Source organism: Streptomyces sp. NPDC020917 (assembly GCF_044333795.1).
GTDB lineage: Bacteria > Actinomycetota > Actinomycetes > Streptomycetales > Streptomycetaceae > Actinacidiphila.
On sequence record NZ_JBIRRR010000021.1, the window covers coordinates 128,660 to 144,659 of the forward strand.

Here is a 16,000-nt window from a genome sequence, read left to right on the forward strand (position 1 = left end):
AGGAGTCGAGCCATGCTGGACATCGCCGAAGAGCTGCACCGCTGGTGCGTGCGCGGCCTGCCGTTCGCCGTGGCGACGGTCGTCGCCACCGGCGGCAGCGCCCCGCGGCAGCCCGGCGCCGCCCTCGCCGTCGACGGCGACGGCACCGCGGTCGGCAGCGTGTCCGGCGGCTGCGTGGAGGGCGCCGTCTACGAACTGTGCCGCGAGGCGCTGTCCGGCGACGGCCCGAGCACGCTGGTGCAGCGCTTCGGCTACTCCGACGAGGACGCCTTCGCGGTCGGCCTGACCTGCGGCGGCGAGATCGACATCCTGGTCCAGCGGGTCGACCCCGCCGCCCGCCCCGAACTCGCCGCCGCCCTCGCGGCGGCCGTCGCGGGCGGGACGGCGGCGGTCGCCCGCGTCGTCGACGGCCCCGGCGACCTGCTCGGCCGCGCGCTGCTGGTACACGGCGACGGCTCGTACGAGGGATCGCTCGGCGACCCGGAACGCGACCGCACCGCCGCCGCGGAGACGCTGGCCATGCTCGACGCGGGCCGCACCGGCACGGTGGCCATCGGCGCGGACGGCAGCAGGTGCGGGGCGCCGCTGACACTGCTGGTGGAGTCCAGCGTGCCACCGCCGCGGCTGCTGGTGTTCGGGGCGATCGACTTCGCCGCGGCGCTGGTACGGGCCGGCCGGTTCCTCGGCCACCGGGTGACGGTGTGCGACGCCCGGCCGGTGTTCACCACCGCGCGGCGCTTCCCCGACGCCCACGAGGTCGTCGTGGACTGGCCGCACCGCTACCTCGACGCGGAGGCCGCCGCCGGGCGGCTGGACGGCCGCACCGCGATCTGCGTCCTCACGCACGACGCGAAGTTCGACGTGCCGCTGCTGGAACGGGCGCTGCGGCTGCCGGTCGGCTACGTCGGGGCGATGGGGTCGCGCCGCACCCACCTCCAGCGCCTCGACAAGCTCCGCGACGCCGGACTGACCGACCTCGACCTGGCCCGGCTGCACTCGCCGATCGGCCTCGACCTCGGCGCCCGCACCCCCGAGGAGACCGCGCTCTCCATCGCCGCGGAGATCGTCGCCCACCGCCACGGCGGCACCGGCGTCCCCCTGACCGGCGCCCACACGCCCATCCACCCCACCGCCCCCGCGCCCGCCCGCCACCTGGGCACCCCGGCCGCCTGACGTGATGTCAGCCACTGCGAGGGGAGTTGCGGACCGAAGGTGTCCGCAAGGGGGCCTACCGTGAGGGCCATGGGGAATCCAGTGCTGGACGTGCGCACGCTCAACAGGACGCTGCTGGAACGGCAGATGCTGCTGCGGCGGGCCGCGACCGACAGTCAGACCGCCGTCACCCGGCTGATGGGACTGCAGTCCCAGGTGCCCACCTCGCCCTATGCGGGCCTGTGGACCCGCCTGGAGGACTTCGACTTCGCCGAGCCCGGCGAACTCCTCACCAAACGCACGCTGGTGCGCCTGGTGACGATGCGCGGCACAGTCCACCTGATGACCGCCGCCGACGCGCTGCAACTGCGGCCGTGGGTCCAGCCGGTCCTCGACCGGGGCCTGCGCAGCTCGCCGTGGGCGCCGGGCCTGTCCGGCGTCGACCTCGCGCCGGTCCTCGCCCTCGGCCGCGAGCTGCTGCGTGAACAGCCCATGACACCGGGGGAGTTGAGGGCCGCGTTCGCCGCGCGCTGGCCGGACGCCGACGCCGAGGCGCTGGCGCAGGCCCTGCGGGTGGGCGTGCCGCTGGTCCAGGTGCCGCCGCGCGGGGTGTGGGGCGCCTCGGGCGGCGTGCGCTACGCCGCGCTCGAGGACTGGGTCGGCCGCCCGCTCGCCGAGGGGCCCGACGGGCCGTTCGTCCCCGACCTGGTCCGGCGCTACCTGGCCGCGTTCGGCCCGGCCACGCCCGCCGACATGCAGAAGTGGTCCGGACGCACGGGTCTGAAGAAGGCGTTCACCGCCCTGGACCTGCGCACCTACACCTCCGCGGACGACGGCCGGGTGCTCTACGACCTGCCCGACGCCGTCCTCACCGACGCCGCGACCGAGGTCCCCGCCCGCTTCGTCGCCGACTTCGACAACCTGCTGCTCTCCCACGCCGACCGCACCCGCATCCTCGCGCCGGCCGACAAGACCCGGGTGATCTCCGTCAACGGACTGGTCAGCGGCACGATCCTGGTCGACGGATTCGTCGGCGGCACCTGGCAGTTCGACCGGAAGACAGGTGCCGCGCAGGGCCGGGCGGCCGTCGTCGTCAGGCCGTTCGCGCCGCTGGCGCCGGCCGACCGCGACGCCCTGGAAGCCGAGGGCGCGCGGCTGCTGGCCGCGGCCCACCCCGGGCTCGGCCACGACGTGCGGTTCGCCGCGCCGGCCGAGCGGTGAGCGGGCCGCCCGGCTGACGCCGCGGCCGCGGGCCCGGGGTCCTTTGCCGAACTCCCCTAGCGGGCCGCCTCGAAGGCGCGGCCGGCCAGGGTCGGGGCGGCGCCGCTGCGGAAGAGCCCGCTGCTGGGGCCGTCGTCCTTGGCGGGCAGCCCGAACCAGGCGTAGCGCTGGAGCCACGGCAGGCCGTCGAGCATGGCGGCGGACGCCGTCACGAAGGCGGCCTGCTGCTGGTCGGTGGGGAAGCGCGTGCCGTTGGAGAAGTCGATGAGCGCGTACTCGGTGAGCCACACCGGCTTGTGGTAGCGGTCGTGGACCGCCTCCAGGTACTGCTTGAGCTGCGCGACCGCGTTCGGCGTGGTGAAGTCGCCGCCGTACCAGTGCAGGGCGATGAAGTCGACGCGGTAGCCCTTGGCCGCGGCGCCGCTCATGAAGCGGTCCAGCCAGCCGCCCGGCGTGTCCCCGCCGTACGCCACCGCGGGGCTGCCGAGGACCTTGCCGGTTCTCATCAACGTGGGCCACATTGCGAGCGCCTGGTCGACGGTCATGTTCGCCTGGCCCGCCATGTCCGGCTCGTTGAACCCGAGCAGGTAGGGGCCGGCCTGCCGGGCGCGGGCCAGCGAGGGGGCGTCCGCGCTCGCGCTGCCCCAGATCATCGGCACGAACCCGGGCCCGCTGATGCCGTCGTGCGCGGTGGACCAGGTGTAGTACCAGCCCGCGCCGGACCGGGCGAGCGCGGCGTTGACGCCGTCGAAGCCCCACACGCCCACGCCCTTGCGGGCGGAGGCGGCGGGCGGCGCCGGCGGCCGGGCCGGTACGGCGGGCTTGCGGGTGGCCGGGGTGCTCGCGGCGCGGTGCGACGGCGTGCCGCGCGGCGAGGCGGTCGTGGGCGCGGGGGACGGAGTGGCGGCCGCCGGCGCGGAGGTGGCGGGCGCGGACACCGTGTGCCGGGGCGCGGCGTCGGTCGCGGGGGCCGAGGAGCCGCTCGTCAGACGGACCGCCAGCAGCGTGCCCGCGGTGGCGACCGCGACCGCGGCGACCGCCGCGGCGGGCACGCCCAGCGGCGTGTGCAGCAGCCGCGCGCGGACCCCGCCGCGTCCACCCCCGTGCGCACCGCTCCGCCGTGGGGGGCTGGTTCGCGGAGCGGTGCGCTGGGCCGCGGGAGAAGCCGCGGCCTGGGTGGGGGGCATGGGGTGCCCGGCGCCCGCGTGCGGGGCGCCGGGATGCGGGCCGGGATGCGGGCCGGCGGCGTGCGGGCCTGCGCCCTGGTGGGGGCCGGGGTGCGGGCCGGGGGAGAGGTGGGCGGGGAGCCGGGCCGCCAGGGGGAGCGGCACCGGAAGCAGGGGCAGCCCGCTGAGCAGCCGGTCCATCGGCATCAGCACCGACCCCCGCGGCCCGCAGCCGCCGCAGCCCCGCACATGGCGGGCGAACCGCTTGCGCCACAGCGGGCTGGGTACGCCGTCCCAGCCCTCGGTGAGCTCGCGCAGCTCCGCGCACTCGTCGGCGGAGCCGATCGTGCCGAGCGCCCGCACCACCGTGCGGGACGTCTCCAGCTGCTCCTTCATCCGCTGCACCCGCACGGCCGCGTGCTGCCTCGACAGGCCCAGCGCGTCGGCGAGTTCGGTGCGGCCGATGTCGCCGGTCCCCTCCAGCCACCACAGGGCCAGCAGCGTCCGGTCGTCGCCGTCGAGCCAGCGGGTGGCCTCGGCGATCTCCCGCCGCTGGTCGGTCAGGCCGAGCCGCAGGATGGTCAGCGCGGCGAAGTCGGACGCCGGGTCGGCGACCAACTCGGCGGCGTCCAGGTCCGTTTGGCGGTGCCAGGCGGTCGAGCGGGCGAGCTCGCGGTCGCGCACCTGCCGGACGGCGATCGCCACCAGCCACGACCGGAAGGCCGCCGGTTCGCGCAGTTCGCCGAGCCCGCGCACCACGCGCAGCAGCGTCTCCTGCACCACGTCGTCGACGTCGTCATGGCCGTCCAGCGCCCGGCCGACGATGTTGTAGACCAGCGGCAGGCACTCGGCGACCAGCGTGTCCAGCGCCTGCTGGTCGCCGGACCGCGCGGCGGCCACGAGCGCGGGATCGGGTCCGACCCGGTCGCCTGCACGCATGTGCGCCCCTCCTCTCCGCCGGCCGCGCCCGTGCGCGTCACCGGCCCTACGAACAGGAGACGGTGCCACGGACCCGCGATAACAGGAAAGTCCGGGAGCGGACCGACCGCCCGTCCCCGCGGTGCGGGGGACGGGCGGTCGGAGGGCGGGACGGGGTGGGTGCCGCCTCCGGCGCGAGGGGCCGGATCAGCTCCCCGGCACCGTGTCCTTGAACGCGGTGCCGGCAGTGCGCAGTCCGGCCACCGCCGACTGCACCTGGGCCGGGGTGAGCACCTGGTCCTTGACGAAGTACACGTAGTCCACCTGCTCGTTGTACGAGCGCGGCGTGCTGCCGGTCTGGCCGGCGGTGTCGATCAGCCAGTGGTTGAAGTCGATCCACTGCGGGGTCTCGGGCAGGTACGGCTCACCGTGCTGGGCGACCTGCTGCCCGTCGATGTAGTAGGTGATGTACGTGTTGTCGATGGTGATCTGCAGGTCGTGCCAGCCGTCGAGGCTGCCGTACTGCTGGCCGTGGGTGTTGACCGCGTTCCACGGGTCGGGGTTGTAGGTCTCCCAGGACGTCTCGTACATGATGTTCTGGGTCTCGCCCCAGCCGCCGTTGGGCAGGTACTCGAAGTCCTGCTCGCTGTAGTCGGGGTCCATCGGGGCGTTCAGCGGCGTGAAGGTGAAGAAGGTCTGGTTGACGTGGTCGCCGTCGGGGCCGCCGGTCGGGGTGTCGTTGAACTTCACCCGCGCCGCGTAGGTGCCGTTCTTGAACTTCCGCGCGGTGGTCTGGATCTCGGTCTCGCGGGTGCCGGACGCGGTGCCGTCGGTGGTCAGTTTGAGGTTCATCACCCTGCCAGAGCCGTCCGCGACGAAGGTGACGTCCTGCGGCGACCAGGTGGCGCCGGCGACACCGGGCCCGCCCTGCCCGGACTTGACCGTCCAGCCGTGCTGCTGCACGGCCGGGTCGCTGCTGCTGGTGTAGCTGAAGTCGTCGAACAGGGTGGGCCCGTCGGGGTTGCCGCCGCCGTCGGTCGGGGGCGTCGTCGGCGGGGTGGTGGGCGGCTGCGTCGGGTCGTTGCCGTCCGGCGCGGTGCCCCACACCAGGGCGCCGGCGTCCTGCACGGTCACCTTGGACCAGTCGGCGTACGAGGTCTGCGCGCCGTTGAAGGAGTAGTCGTCGGCCTGGTTGATCGTCTGCCAGTCGGCCCGGTAGAAGCGCAGTTGCAGGTCGCCGGTGTTCTGGCCGGGAGCCAGCGACCCGGCGCCGGCGGTGAAGCCGATCTCCAGGTAGCGGTCGGCGGTGGCGGTCGGGTTGGCCAGGGTGCCGAAGGTGCCGGTGACGTTGGCGCAGCCCTTGACCGCCCACGAGCAGGCGAAGCGGTAACTCACGGTCGGGCTGTCGGACTTGAAGTAGTACCGCACCGTCACGTTGCTCAACGCGACAGTGGTGGAGCCGGTGTTGGTGACCTCCAGCCACGGCTCGACCTGGTCGGCGGTCGCACCGGACGCGCTCGTGCGGTACTGGGCGCTGAGCGAGTCCTGTGCGGCCGAGGCGGGCAGCGCGGTGAGCGCGGCGCAGGCGAGGCCGGCGGCCGTGCACACCGCCATCGCGGTGCGGATCCTGGCGGGTACGCGGAACTTTCCTGACACGGTGATCCTTTCGGACGTGGGGGGCGTGCCGTGGGCCCGGGGCGGGCTCAGGGTTTCCGGTGCAAGGTGGTGCGGGGGCCGGGCCCGGCGGCGGTGTCCGGGACCGGCGGCAGGTGCCCGTACCGCACGCCGAGCGCGGCCAGCCGGGCCGTGTGCGCGTGCAGGGCGGGCAGTACGTCGGCGGACCAGTCGCCCGCCGGGTTCCAGGCGCGGTCGGCGAGGGCGCACAACCGCGGGAAGAGCAGGTACTCGGCGTGCCCGGCGGTGGGCACGAACTCCGTCCACAGCTGGGCCTGGGTGCCCAGTACCCGTGCCGCCGCCTCCGGCTCCCACGGCGGCGGCCCGCTGCCGCGGTGCACGGCGGCCAGGTCGACGACCTCGCCCGCCTGGCCGAGCGGTTCGCCGGGACCGGCGGTCTGCGGGTAGTCGAGATAGGTGGCGCGGTGCGGAGCCATCACCACCTGGTGGCCGCGCCGGGCCGCGGCCAGCCCGTGCGCCGCGTCGCGCCACGGCATCACGGTGAACTCCGGCGGCAGCGTGCCGGAGTCCTCCGCCCAGCACACCGGGGTGCGCCCGGACTCCGTCAGGAACGCGCCGATCCGCCCGAGGAACCAGCCGTGCAGCGCCTTGGGCGCCGCCAGGCCCAGGTCCGCGGCGCGGCGCCGGGCGGCGGGGCTCCGCTCCCACTCGGTGACCGGGCACTCGTCGCCGCCCACGTGCACGTACGGCGACGGGAAGACGTCCATCACCTCGCCGAGCACGGTGCGGCAGAAGTCCAGCGCCCCGTCGTGCATGCCGAGCACCTGCTCGCACACGCCCCACTCGGTCCACACGTCCAGCGCGCGCCCGGGCACGTTGCCGATCTCCGGGTAGGCGGCGAGGGCCGCCCTGACGTGGCCGGGCATCTCGATCTCGGGGACGACGGTGACCCCGCGCTCGGCCGCGTAGGCCACCAGGGACCGCAGTTCCGCCGCGGTGTACGCGCCGCCGTGCGGCACGTCGTCGAACCGCCCGCTGCCGGCCCGGCCGAGCATCGTGCGGGCCCGCACCGACCCGACCTCGGTCAGCCGGGGGAGCGCGGCGACCGGCATCCGCCAGCCCTGGTCGTCGGTGAGATGCAGGTGCAGGACGTTGAGCTTGTGCAGGGCCAGCAGGTCGGTGAACCGCCGCAGGTACGCCAGGGGCTGGAAGTGCCGCGCGACGTCGATCAGCGCGCCGCGCCAGGGGTACCGCGGCACGTCGGTGATCCGCACGCACGGCACCACCCACGCCACGCCCGCCACCGGACGCCCCGACAGGGCCTGCGCGGGCAGGAGTTGGCGCAGCGTCTGCACGCCGCGCAGCAGGCCCTGCGGCCGTGCGGCGCGCAGCAGGACCGCATCCGGGCCGACGGACAGTTCGTACCCCTCGTCGCCCAGGGCGGCGCCCAGGCCCGGGTCCACCGCGAACACCACCCGGCCGTCCTCGGCGGGTGCGAGCGGCAGTCCGGTGGCCGGCGCGAGCAGTGTGCGCAGCAGCTCGGCCGTGCCGAGCGCCTCGCCCGGCGCGCGCAGGGCGGTGGCCGCGTCGAAGGTGAACCGCCCCGGCAGGCGGGTGAGTCGGGTGGGGCGCGGAATGATCACGTGGTCGTCTCCCCGAGCGAGCGGACCTTACCACTTGCCAACTGGTACGGAGCTGGTAAGCGAAGGTGGCATAGACCACTGGGACCGTCAAGAGGGGTCGTGGCAAAGGCGGTTGGCGGCAAATAGTGCCCAGTGCCCGCCATCGGCCGTGTCCTGCGGGCCTGTTGCTCGCCGGTGCTGGCCAACTGGTCAGTATCTGGTTAACCTCGGGGCAGGCAGCACGGGGACGACAGCACGGCCGGGGCCCTCCCCGGGCAGGCCCGGGGAAGGGGCACCACGTCATGGTCAGCGAGCCGGCGCGCTCCCCGCTGAAACGCGAACGGGTCCGCGAGCACCTCATGGAGCTGGTGGAGTCGCGCGCTCCCGGCGCCCCGATCCCGTCCGAACGCGCCCTGTGCGAGCAACTCGGCGTCTCCCGGCCGACGTTGCGGTCGGCGGTCGACGAACTGGTCGCCACCGGGCTGCTGGTGCGCGAGCACGGCCGCGGCATGTTCGTGGCGCGCGCGAAGATCACCCAGGAACTCGCCCCGGACCGCGACAGCCACCGCCTTCCGCAGGCGTCGGGCACCTGGGCCAGCCGGGTGCTGGAGTTCACCACGGTGCGGGCCGGCGCGCGGGTCGGGCGCAGGCTGCGGATCTCGCCCGCCGCGGAGATCACCTACATCGCGCGGCTGCGGCTCGTCGACGAGGAGCCGATGGCCATCGAGTACCTGCACGTGCCGGCGGTCCTCGTCCCCGGGCTGCGCCCGGCCGACATGGAGTCCGGCGACTTCTACGACCTGCTGCGGGACCGGCACGGGGTGCGCGTCCACGAGGCCGTGCAGTCGATCGAGCCGACCGTGACGAACGAGGAGGAGGCGCGGCTGATCGGTGTGCCCGTGCTGTCGCCGGCGCTGCTGTTCGAGCGGCTCACCCGCGACGCCACCGGCCGCCCGGTGGAGTACGTCCACTCCGTCTACCGCGGCGACCGCTACCGGATCGTCTCCCGGCTCGCCCTGGACGACGCGGCGCCGGCCGGACGGGCGCGCCCCGCGCGCGGCCACCACCCCGGCATCCCGCCGGGCGACCTGGCCGGCCGCGGCGACGTCCCGGCGCAGATGCTCGGCGACGTCCAGCCGGCACCCTGACCGCGCCGCCCCGGTTCAGGGGGCGGCGGCCTCGGGCTCTGGGTCCGCGTCCTCGGGTGCGGGCGCCTCGGTGGTCCAGGAGACCGGAGGGCGGGCGGTCAGCAGCGGGTCCACGGTGAGCAGCAGGGCGCCGAGCGGCTCGACCATGCGGCGCAGCGCCGACTCGGAGAGGCGGATCCACGGCTGGGTGGGCCCGAGCACCGAGCGCAGCCGCCGGTCGGAGGTGAACGCCACCGCCGTGCGCGTCCCGAACGGGGTGCGCCACAGCCGGACCACCGACCCCGCCGGCCCGCGCCTGACCGGCACGTACAGCGAGCGCTTCCCGTCGGCCCCGGGCTCCGGCTCGGGCCCGCTCGACGGCTGGTGCTGGCTCACGTGCATGCCGCAACGGTAACCCGGCGCGCCGAAGCGCATCCGGCCTGTCCATCCTGTGAGCCGCCGCCGTCCGCCCCGCGGGCCCGCCCCACCCCGCCTCCCGCGGGACCCCGGACCCCGCCCGGAACACACCCGAACGGGTGACGCCGCACGGCCCCCGCGCCGCCCCCGCACGCTGCCCAGTACGCCACCCAGGCCCCCGCCCCGAGCCGCCCCCGCACGCCCTCCCGCGGCTCCTCGCCGCGCCCGCCGGGGCACCGCGACGGCGCGCGGTCCGGCGGGACCGCGCGCCGGCAGGGCGGGTGCCCCGCCTCCTCCGGTGGCCGGTTCCGGTCCCCGTCTGACCCGGCACGTGCGTCAACACCCGGTGGTTCAGCGGTAGTCGAGCTCAGCCAGCTCGGTGGCCAGATTCCGGCGGAACGCCGGGAGGCGGCCGAGCAGCGGCAGGACGGTGTTGCGCAGGGCGCGGGCCGGAGCGCTGCGCACGGTCGCGACGCGGGTCATGCGGTCGGTGAACGCGACCACCCGCCGGGCGACCGGACGGCGCCGCGCCTCGTACGTGTCGAGCCGGTCCTCCGCGAAGGCGCGGCCCAGGGCGTAGGCGTCCTGGATGCCAGTGTTCATGCCCTGGCCGCCGGCCGGGCTGTGCACGTGGGCGGCGTCGCCGGCCAGCAGCAGGCGCCCGGCCCGGTAGGCGTCGGCCACCCGGTGGTGGACCCGGAAGCGCGAGCCCCACACCACGCCGGTGACCCGTGCCTGGCCGGGGGCGCGGGCCTCCAGCAGGGCCTGGACGTAGGCGGCGTCGGGGGCGGCCGGTGCCTCGTCGACGATCGCGACGATCCGGTAGCGGCCGTGCGGCAGCGGCGCGACCACCACGAGCCCGTCGGCGTGGAAGTTCAGCGACACCTCGTCGCGGCCCGGACGCCAGTCCATGGTGACGTCGGCCAGCACGAACGACTGCCCGTACGAGCTGCCGGTGAAGCCGATCCCGGCGGCCTCGCGGATCGCGCTGCGCATCCCGTCCGCGCCCACCGCGTACCGCGCCCGCAGCGTCTCGCCGGTCGCCGTCGTCAGGGTGACGCCGTCCGCGTCCTGCTCCACCGCGGCCACCTCGCAGGGCCGGTGCACCTCGCCGCCGAGTTCCCGCAGCCGCGCGAGCAGCACCTCCTCGGTCTCGCTCTGCGGCACCAGCAGGGTGTACGGGTGCGGGGTCGGCAGCCCGGCGAAGGACAGCCGCGCGAGGGTGCGGCGCCCGTCGCGGACGGTGAACCGGTCGACGACCAGGCCGCGTTCGCGCAGCGGCGCCGACGCGCCGAGGTCGTCGAGCACCTCCAGGGTGCGGGCGTGCACGACCGCGGCGCGCGAGGTGTTGGCGCCCTCGGCCAGCTTGTCGAGCAGGACGAAGTCGACGCCGGCCCGGGCGAGGGTGACCGCGAGCGCCAGGCCGGTCGGGCCGGCGCCGACGATCGCGACGCGGGTGGTGGCGGGAAGCGTGCGCGCGGTCATGGGGATCCTCCTCCACTGATAGGCCAACACTTGTTGGCCTACGTCTGTTGGCATGGTGGCCCCGCGGCTCCTGGCGTGTCAACAGATGTTGGCCTACAGTCGTTGGCGTGACAGCCTCGTCCGCCCCGGACACCCCGGCCGACCGGCCCCGCCGCACCGTGCCCCGCCGCACCGCGGAGGCCACCAAGGCCGCGATCCTGGCCGCCGCCCGCTCCCGGTTCGCCGGGCAGGGCTACGAGCGCACCACCATCCGCGGCGTGGCCGCCGACGCGGGCATCGACGCGTCGATGGTGATGCGCTACTTCGGCAGCAAGGAGCAGCTGTTCGAGGCCGCCCTGGCGATCGACCTGCGCCTGCCCGACGTCCGCGACGTGCCCCAGGACCGGATCCCCCAACTGCTGGTCCGGCACTTCCTCGACCGCTGGGAGGGCGACCCCACCGATGACGCCCTGCTGGTGCTGCTGCGCTCGGCGGTCACCAACGACCAGGCGGCCGCCCGGATGCGCGACGTCTTCGCGCGCCAGGTCGCGCCCGCGGTCGCCGCCGCGCTGCCGCCCGGACCGGACGCACCGGCCCGGGCGGCCCTGGTGTCGGCCCAACTGCTCGGCCTGGCCCTCGCTCGCTACCTGCTGCGGCTGCCGCCCGTCCTGGCGCTGACCCCGGACCGGACAGCGGAGCTGTACGCGCCCGCGCTGGAGGCGGTGCTCACCTCCGGGGTCACTTCTCGCTGACCGCGCACGCCGGCCGGGGCTCCACGGCGAGGGCCCGCCGCGCCGGCCGGCCGCGGGCCACGAGCGCCGCGCACGCCGGGGCGGCCGCCGCCAGCAGGAAGCACAGCGGCAGCGCCGCCCGGTCCACCAGCAGCGCGGCGAGCGCGCCGCCCGCCGAAGAGCCCGCGTTGATCGCGGAGTTGGCCCACGTGGTGGCCCGGGTAGCGGTGCCCTCCGGCGCCTGCGCGCTGGCCGCCATGTAGGCGGTCGACAGGGCGGGCGCGGTGAGCGAGCCGGACACGGCCACGCACAGCCCCAGCACCGGCAGCGAGGGCGCCGCCGCCGTCACCGCCACGAGTGCGGCCAGCACGAGCAGCAGGTAGGGCAGCCGGGCGGCCACATCCAGCCGCCAGCGCATCCGGCCGTACAGCAGGCCGCCGACCGCGCTGCCCCCGGACTGCGCGGCCAGGATCCAGCCGGCCGCCGCCGGGTGGTGCGCCCGGTCGGCGGCCGCGATCACGTACAGGTACACCCCGGCCAGGCAGACGCCCACGCCGAACGCCGCGACCGCCGCCCGGCGGACGCCCGCGCCCTCGGCGGCGAACAGCCGCAGCGGCGCCGACGCGGACTTCGGGGTCGGGGCCGGAGCGATCAGCCGGGCGGCCGGTGAACTCACCATCGCCAGCGTGCCGGTGGCGATCAGCGCCCCCGACAGCACCAGCCCCGGCACCGGGTGGACGACGACGACCAGCAGCGGGCCGGTCAGGAAGATCAGCTCCTCGGCGACCGTGTCCAGGCTGAACGCCCTTTGCAGCACGGCCTCGTCGGGTGCCATCGCGGACCACAGGGCGCGCATCGTCGGCCCCAGGGGCGGGCACGAGGCGCCGACGGCCGCGACCAGGACGGCCGTCAGCCACCGCGGAGCGCCGGCCGCCGCATGGGCGCAGCCGGCCAGCGTGAACAGCGCCGCCGCGAACGGCAGCGCGAGGGCGGGCAGCGCGCGGCGCGCGCCCCACCGGTCGATGAGCCCGGCCCTGGCCGGTGCCAGCACGACCGAGACGGCGGCGAACTCGGTGCCGAACAGGCCGCCGGCCGCCAGCGACCCGGTGGCGGACGACAGGGCGAGGACGAGGGACAGGGACACCACCCCGTACCCGAGGCGCCCGAACAGGGCAGCGCCGAAGGTGCGGCGGGCATGGGGCAGGCGAAGGACGGCGGCGTACGACGGCGCCGCCGGGCGTGGCGAAGACATGGGAGTGCTTCCTCTGCGAAGGCCGGATCAGGGACGGACCGATGCGCGCCCGCCCGCCGGTCCCGCCCGCTAAGGGCGTCCGGTCGGCTGGGTCGAGGCGCGGGTCCGCGGCCTACGCACAGAGGAGATGCACACGGGGACCGTACCAGAGCGGACCGGGCCGCCCCAGGGGAAATTCCGCCCGGGTCAGGCCGTGCGCACTCCGCCCGCCGGGCCCGCCGCCATCCGCCCGGCGTCGTCCGCCGTGTCGGTGGCGCAACTCCACTGCGGTGTCGGGCCGTTGAGCGTCCGCGGCTGGTCGCCGTCGAGGTAGCCGATCCGCCAGCGGAAGGCCGCGGCCGCCAACTGCGGTGCGGACGCCGCCGGACCGGACCGGACGCAGCTGCCCATGAACGCGTGGACGGTCACCGAGACCGTCTGCCGCGACGCCACGTCCCCGAGTTCGCACCACAGATCGGCGGGCGAGGACGCATCGAGCCGCCCCAGGCAGCGGCCGTCCGCCGATCCCACCCCGTTCCCCGGCTGCACGCCGTCGAGCAGCACCGTGACGTTGTACGCCGGCCCCGCCCCCACGTCGGTGACCGAGAGGGTGAAGTCGCCGTTCTCGTCCTCCCCCACCACCACGTCCACCGGGCTCACCCGCGCGGCCATCACCGCCCCCGGCGACCCCGCCCCGCTCGGCGGCAGCGGCACCACCCGCGGCGGCGGATCGGCCCATCCGGCGGCACCCGACGACGTCCCCGCGCCGCACAGCAGCAGACCGGAGACGAGGGCGAGGCAGCCGGGAACGCGGAGCAGCGCGCGCACCGCGGCGCGTCTGCGGCATCGGCGACGGGTTGTCATCAGGGACCTTCCTGCACATGGCCGGATCGATCCCAGCAGCCTCCTCTGCCTCCCTGGCCTGGGCCGGGCGACGTGGCTGCGGGTGGAGAGGAAATGCACCCGCATGACCCTCTTTTTGCCGGCCCCTTTTTTGCCGGCCTCTCGCCGCCGGGCCCTTAGACCCGGTGTCTGCCGGTCGATCGTGCTCGCTCGCTCCTTCGTCGCTCACTGCGCGCGTTCTTCCTCTAGACACCGGCGGGCCCTTTGGCTCGATGCCTACATCGGGGCAACCGGGAGAACCACTGCGGGCCTATGGGGCACCCCAGACAGCCACTCCAGGGTCACCCTGAAAGCGAACCCGGGTGGATTTCGGAGTGTGCGGCCTCACTCGTTTTTGTAGCGCCCGAGCCGAAGGGCCCGCCGGTGTCTAGAGGGAGAACGCGCGCAGGCCCGTGAGGAACGAGCGGGCCGAGCACGATCGACCGGCAGACACCGGATCTAAGGGCCCGGAGGCGAGGGCGCGGCAATAAGGGCCAGGACGTCCACTCTGCGGACTCGGGCAACCGATCACGTCCAGCCGGTCCGTTCACTCTGCGAGCTACCCGCACCGATCACGTCCAGCCGATCCGTCCACTCTGCGTACTACGTCCACCGATCACCCCCAGCCGATCCGTCCACCTGACGACCTGCGTCCACCCCGCACGAACGGCCTCCCGCCTGCGGGCCCTTGGGGCCCGCAGGCGGGAGGCCGCCTAAAAGAAGGGGGGCCGGCCCGGGTGTCCCGTCCCCACGATGACCCGGGTTGCGGCCCCCGCCCCGGCTGGTCTCCGCTCAGGATCAGCCGGGGGGATCGTGGACCGTCACATGTGGACGGCCTGTGCGGTGTCGCCGGTCTGGACCCGGCCCTTGCGGTACATCAGCAGCGTCAGCACCGCGCCGACCGCGAAGAGGCCGGCCGACCACCAGTACGCGGTCGAGTAGCTGTGCAGCTGGGCCTGGGCGAGCACCTCGGGTGTGGGCTTCTTGCCCGCCAGGTAGCTCGTCGCAGCGCTCGCGGCCAGCGTGTTGAGCAGTGCGGTGCCGATCGAACCGCCCACCTGCTGCATGGTGTTGACCGCGGCCGAGGCCACGCCCGCGTCCTGCTCGCCGATGCCGTCGGTGGCCACCGACATCGCGGCCGGCATCACCAGGCCGAGGCCGAAGCCCATGACCAGCAGCGGCGGCAGCACGTTCGCGGCGTAGCTGCTGTTGAGGTCGAGCGCGGTCAGCCAGGCCATGCCGCCGACCGCCAGGGCCATGCCCAGCGGCACGATCGGCCGGGGGCCGAGCTTGGGGAGCAGGGTGTTGGTGACCAGCTGGGCGGCGACCATCAGGGCGCCGATCATCGGCAGGAAGCCCAGGCCGGTCTTGACCGGCGTGTAGTGCAGGGACGCCTGCAGGTAGTAGGTCAGGAAGAGGAAGACGCCGAACATTCCGGCACCGGAGATGGCCAGCACGGTGAACGACGCGCCGCGGTTGCGGTCGAGCAGCACGCGCATGGGCAGCAGCGGGTGCTCGGCCCTGGTCTGCCACCAGCTGAAGACGGCCAGCAGCACGGCGCCGAGGGTCAGGAAGCCCCAGGTCATCGGGGAGCTCCAGTCGTGGGTGTCGGCGTTGGAGAAGCCGTAGACCACGCTGAACAGGCCGGCGGTGACCAGCAGGGTGCCGGGGATGTCGAGCTTGGGGCGGTCGGCCGGGGCGCCGGGGCGCAGGAAGAGCAGGCCGCCGATGAAGGCGAGGACGGCGAAGATCAGGTTGACGTACAGCGTCCAGCGCCAGCTCAGGTGCTCGGTCAGCACGCCGCCGAGCAGCAGGCCGACGCCGCCGCCGGCACCGGCGATCGCACCGTAGATGCCGAACGCCTTGGCGCGTTCCTTGGCGTCGGTGAACGTGGTGTTGAGCAGGGACAGCGCGGCGGGTGCCAGCAGCGCGCCGAACAGGCCCTGCAGGGCGCGTCCGGTGACCAGCACCTCGAAGTTCTGGGCGGCGCCGGCCAGAGCGGAGGCGGCGGCGAAGCCGATCACGCCGGTGAGGAAGACGATCTTGCGGCCGATCAGGTCGGCGAGGCGTCCACCGAGCAGCAGCAGCGATCCGAACGCGAGGGAGTACGCGGTCACGATCCACTGGCGGTTGCCGTCGGAGAAGCCGAGGGCCGACTGGGCGGAGGGGAGGGCGATGTTCACCACGGTGGCGTCGAGGACGACCATCAGCTGGGCGATGGCGATGACCCCCAGCACCCACCAGCGGTGGCCGGGCCGTTCGGTCCTGGATGCGCCGCTCTGGGACGGTACGGCCGGCGCCTTCCGGAGCGCGTCGGCGCCCGGGCTTGCGTCGGTGGAGCTCTGTGACATGGGAGGACTCCTGGGTGGGACGGATGCGGCAGACCCGCAGGAAGAACGAAACGGTTTCGTACTCCAAAAACGGTACGACCGGC

The 16,000-nt window shown here is 74.9% G+C and carries 12 protein-coding genes; 4 read left to right on the top strand and 8 right to left on the bottom strand.

Features of this window, described 5'->3' with window-relative positions:
• Nucleotides 1-12: 12 nt before the first annotated feature.
• Both ACH4TG_RS33285 and ACH4TG_RS33290 read left to right on the top strand, forming a co-directional pair.
• Entirely contained in the window at nt 13-1,173 is a 1,161-nt protein-coding gene (locus tag ACH4TG_RS33285) for an XdhC family protein (RefSeq protein WP_398246356.1), read from the top strand.
• A gap of 69 nt (nt 1,174-1,242) precedes the next feature.
• Complete coding sequence (locus ACH4TG_RS33290) at nt 1,243-2,373, top strand: winged helix DNA-binding domain-containing protein (RefSeq protein ID WP_398246357.1); 1,131 nt, start codon at nt 1,243-1,245, stop codon at nt 2,371-2,373.
• A gap of 56 nt (nt 2,374-2,429) precedes the next feature.
• On the opposite strand, the gene ACH4TG_RS33295 is transcribed toward ACH4TG_RS33290, so the two are convergent.
• From ACH4TG_RS33295 to ACH4TG_RS33305, 3 genes are all read right to left on the bottom strand, one after another.
• Nucleotides 2,430-4,478 carry a sigma-70 family RNA polymerase sigma factor gene (locus ACH4TG_RS33295; protein WP_398246358.1) on the bottom strand — a complete coding sequence of 683 codons (2,049 nt, stop codon included), beginning with the start codon at nt 4,476-4,478 and terminating at the stop codon, nt 2,430-2,432.
• A 186-nt stretch (nt 4,479-4,664) separates the two neighbouring features.
• The gene (locus ACH4TG_RS33300) at nt 4,665-6,071 is read right to left on the bottom strand and encodes a cellulose binding domain-containing protein (protein WP_398246405.1); all 1,407 of its coding nucleotides are present in this window, start codon (nt 6,069-6,071) and stop codon (nt 4,665-4,667) included.
• A gap of 89 nt (nt 6,072-6,160) precedes the next feature.
• Nucleotides 6,161-7,735, bottom strand: a complete 1,575-nt coding sequence (locus ACH4TG_RS33305; RefSeq protein WP_398246359.1) for a beta-N-acetylhexosaminidase — start codon at nt 7,733-7,735, stop codon at nt 6,161-6,163.
• A gap of 281 nt (nt 7,736-8,016) precedes the next feature.
• Between ACH4TG_RS33305 and ACH4TG_RS33310 the strand changes: the two genes are divergently transcribed.
• Complete coding sequence (locus ACH4TG_RS33310; protein WP_398246360.1) at nt 8,017-8,862, top strand: GntR family transcriptional regulator; 846 nt, start codon at nt 8,017-8,019, stop codon at nt 8,860-8,862.
• A gap of 15 nt (nt 8,863-8,877) precedes the next feature.
• On the opposite strand, the gene ACH4TG_RS33315 is transcribed toward ACH4TG_RS33310, so the two are convergent.
• Nucleotides 8,878-9,243: an SAV_915 family protein gene (locus ACH4TG_RS33315; RefSeq protein ID WP_398246361.1), complete on the bottom strand. Its 366-nt coding sequence runs from the start codon at nt 9,241-9,243 to the stop codon at nt 8,878-8,880.
• A 366-nt stretch (nt 9,244-9,609) separates the two neighbouring features.
• On the bottom strand, nt 9,610-10,743 hold the full coding sequence (locus ACH4TG_RS33320; RefSeq protein WP_398246362.1) for an FAD-dependent monooxygenase: 1,134 nt from the start codon (nt 10,741-10,743) through the stop codon (nt 9,610-9,612).
• 107 nt (nt 10,744-10,850) lie between these two features.
• On the opposite strand from ACH4TG_RS33320, the gene ACH4TG_RS33325 reads away from it, so the two are divergent.
• The gene (locus ACH4TG_RS33325) at nt 10,851-11,474 is read left to right on the top strand and encodes a TetR family transcriptional regulator (RefSeq protein ID WP_398246363.1); all 624 of its coding nucleotides are present in this window, start codon (nt 10,851-10,853) and stop codon (nt 11,472-11,474) included.
• Here the strand turns inward: ACH4TG_RS33325 and ACH4TG_RS33330 are convergent.
• The 3 genes from ACH4TG_RS33330 to ACH4TG_RS33340 form a co-directional block, all read right to left on the bottom strand.
• Entirely contained in the window at nt 11,461-12,705 is a 1,245-nt protein-coding gene (locus ACH4TG_RS33330; RefSeq protein ID WP_398246364.1) for an MFS transporter, read from the bottom strand. The two genes, ACH4TG_RS33325 and ACH4TG_RS33330, sit on opposite strands and share 14 nt — an antisense overlap.
• 186 nt (nt 12,706-12,891) lie before the next feature.
• Nucleotides 12,892-13,548, bottom strand: coding sequence for a hypothetical protein (locus ACH4TG_RS33335; protein ID WP_398246365.1), 657 nt, complete (start codon nt 13,546-13,548; stop codon nt 12,892-12,894).
• Nucleotides 13,549-14,387: 839 nt separating this feature from the next.
• Nucleotides 14,388-15,917, bottom strand: a complete 1,530-nt coding sequence (locus tag ACH4TG_RS33340; protein ID WP_398246366.1) for an MFS transporter — start codon at nt 15,915-15,917, stop codon at nt 14,388-14,390.
• Nucleotides 15,918-16,000: the final 83 nt, after the last annotated feature.

Coding starts and splice junctions, on each gene's coding strand:
- ACH4TG_RS33285 (WP_398246356.1), top strand. CDS start 13: ATGCTGGACATCGCCGAAGAGCTGCACCGCTGGTGCGTGCGCGGCCTG.
- ACH4TG_RS33290 (WP_398246357.1), top strand. CDS start 1,243: ATGGGGAATCCAGTGCTGGACGTGCGCACGCTCAACAGGACGCTGCTG.
- ACH4TG_RS33295 (WP_398246358.1), bottom strand. CDS start 4,478: ATGCGTGCAGGCGACCGGGTCGGACCCGATCCCGCGCTCGTGGCCGCC.
- ACH4TG_RS33300 (WP_398246405.1), bottom strand. CDS start 6,071: ATGGCGGTGTGCACGGCCGCCGGCCTCGCCTGCGCCGCGCTCACCGCG.
- ACH4TG_RS33310 (WP_398246360.1), top strand. CDS start 8,017: ATGGTCAGCGAGCCGGCGCGCTCCCCGCTGAAACGCGAACGGGTCCGC.
- ACH4TG_RS33315 (WP_398246361.1), bottom strand. CDS start 9,243: ATGCACGTGAGCCAGCACCAGCCGTCGAGCGGGCCCGAGCCGGAGCCC.
- ACH4TG_RS33320 (WP_398246362.1), bottom strand. CDS start 10,743: ATGACCGCGCGCACGCTTCCCGCCACCACCCGCGTCGCGATCGTCGGC.
- ACH4TG_RS33330 (WP_398246364.1), bottom strand. CDS start 12,705: ATGTCTTCGCCACGCCCGGCGGCGCCGTCGTACGCCGCCGTCCTTCGC.
- ACH4TG_RS33335 (WP_398246365.1), bottom strand. CDS start 13,548: ATGACAACCCGTCGCCGATGCCGCAGACGCGCCGCGGTGCGCGCGCTG.
- ACH4TG_RS33340 (WP_398246366.1), bottom strand. CDS start 15,917: ATGTCACAGAGCTCCACCGACGCAAGCCCGGGCGCCGACGCGCTCCGG.